Source organism: Ruminococcus callidus ATCC 27760 (assembly GCF_000468015.1).
GTDB classification, from domain to species: domain Bacteria; phylum Bacillota; class Clostridia; order Oscillospirales; family Ruminococcaceae; genus Ruminococcus_C; species Ruminococcus_C callidus.
This window is the reverse complement of the sequence record NZ_KI260506.1, coordinates 1-2,120: the sequence shown is the minus strand read 5'-3', so window position 1 is coordinate 2,120 and position 2,120 is coordinate 1. Positions and strand designations below refer to the sequence as shown.

At 44.0% G+C, this 2,120-nt stretch carries 2 protein-coding genes and 1 pseudogene; 2 read left to right on the top strand and 1 reads right to left on the bottom strand.

Annotated elements, in window-relative coordinates; genetic code table 11:
* Positions 1 to 980 (top strand): phage tail protein (locus RUMCAL_RS16055; protein WP_423219185.1); only part of this gene is annotated, 980 nt, incomplete at its 5' end.
* A gap of 89 nt (positions 981 to 1,069) precedes the next feature.
* On the opposite strand, the gene RUMCAL_RS13910 is transcribed toward RUMCAL_RS16055, so the two are convergent.
* A complete protein-coding gene (locus tag RUMCAL_RS13910; protein ID WP_021683667.1) occupies positions 1,070 to 1,768 on the bottom strand; it encodes a hypothetical protein in 699 nt (232 codons plus the stop codon).
* Positions 1,769 to 1,894: 126 nt separating this feature from the next.
* Between RUMCAL_RS13910 and RUMCAL_RS13905 the strand changes: the two are divergent.
* Positions 1,895 to 2,120: pseudogene (locus RUMCAL_RS13905) on the top strand (phage tail family protein); the annotation flags it as partial.

Genomic DNA, 2,120 nt, shown 5'->3' with positions numbered 1-2,120 from the left:
GGATCTCGGAGAAGATCAATGCCATTTGGAATGCGATCGTGGCGTTTTTAACACCGATTTTAGAAGGCATCCGAACGACCTTTGAAACCATCTGGAATGCCATCTCTACTACAATTTCCACGGTTTTGACAGCGATTCAAGATGTGGTGACTACGGTTTGGAATGCCGTATCAGGTTTCATTTCGTCTGTTTTGTCTGCAATCTGGAATGTGGTTTCTTCCATCTGGAACAGCATCTTCGGCACGATTTCCAGTGTGATGAATGCCATTTTTTCTGTGGTATCCTCCATCTGGAATCGGATTTCTTCTGCGGTTTCCAATGTTCTGAACGCCATCCGGTCGGTGGTATCTAACATCTGGAACAGCATCAAGAGCACCGTTTCCAACGTGATGCAGAGCATTTCTTCTACGGTGTCCAGCATCTGGGACAACATTCGTTCTGCGGTTTCCGACAAAATCAGCGGCATCAAATCTACCATTCAGAATGGGTTTGATGCCGCTGTGGGATATATCAAGGGACTGGCTTCGGATGCCTGGAATTGGGGACGGGACATCATTCAGGGAATCATTGATGGCATTCAGAGTGCCATCGGCTGGCTGGCGGACTGCGTCACCAATGTTGCCGATACCATTCGGGATTTCCTGCACTTCTCGGTTCCGGACAAAGGTCCGCTGACAGACTACGAGAACTGGATGCCGGACTTTATGAAAGGCCTGGCAGATGGTATTGACAAAAGCAAGAAGTATGTGGAAAAAGCTGTAGGCGGTGTGGCGAAAGCCATGCAGCTGACCATGGATTCTGATTTGAATTATAGTTTGAATGGTATCTCCGGTGCAGTCGTTGGCGGCAGTTCCGGCGGTACGGTCAACAACTACTATAACAACGACAACAGCCGCACAGTGAATCAGACAAATAATAGTCCGAAGTCGCTGTCACGGCTGGAGATTTATAGGATGACGAGGAACGCGCTGAATACTTAAAAAGGAGCGATTTAAGTCGCTCCTTTTTCTCGGTAAATCAGAATTTGTCTTACTCGTTTATATTATGAGATTAGGTGACAAGATGTATGTCAAAGTGCATTCCAAATGAACAGAAAAGCAAAAACACATCCCCATGCATTTTTGTATACTTTTCTCACCTGAAGCATTCCATAAATGGCTATAAAGGTAGTTACAATTTCAATGATACCCTGTATGCTGAAGCTCATGGGATGAAAAAGAATGCCCATAATTGAAACCACAAGCGCACCCCAATCAAAGAATTTAGTTTTTACCGGGAAACGTCTGTTGATTTTCTCACAGATGACAACATAATTAAAGCCTTCAAAAAAGCCCCAGACAACCGCAATAACCAGTGTTCCGATAATGGTAGCTACGATCCCTGCTTTGTGAAGATCCGGGGTAACCATAATACTCAATGGTTCGTACCCCTCAAATTGTCCTGAAAGGAAAATAAAAAGAATATACGGGAGAAAAAACACGATCGTCCAAAGCACAGCTTTGATTGCGTTTTCCCAACGAAGTCCGAAACTTGCGAACGATTCTTTACGCATTAGGCCTACAATAGTAATGCCAAGACCCGCTATTCCAAATTCCAATGCAGCAGCCGTCAAAAGTCTTGGCCAAACGGAAATATCACTGTTTTTGCAAAAACTCATTATTCTGCTTCCGAAAACACCATAGACGATATAGACTGCTATCGTAACCAGAGCGATTATCCACAAATCTATAGTAAGCTTTTTCTTCCGTTCTTTTATCTGTTGTTCCATTTACTTTCTCCCTATACTAAATTTCCAAAGTTGATCTTATACAAATTCCGATTTTGCGTAGAGAACCAACGTCTCTGTTGTCTCTATTATACATCATTGAACACAAAATGTAAAGGGGTGCATCTCATGTTTTATACCCTGATTTTAGAAAACCAATCCGGCGAACAAGTGAATCTGTCCGCCACCGCCAACCAATACATGACCTCAAAAATCGAAGGTCTGAATCCGCCTGCCGGAACGATTTCCACTTCTTCTTATGCAGGCATGAACGGCAGCTACCTCAACAATGCCTTCATCGAAAAGCGAAACGTGGTCATCTCCTTTGCCATGCGTGGCATCGGCATCGAGAAAC

Excerpts from the sequence above, each read along its gene's own strand:
- RUMCAL_RS13910 (WP_021683667.1), bottom strand. The coding sequence starts at position 1,768 with ATGGAACAACAGATAAAAGAACGGAAGAAAAAGCTTACTATAGATTTG.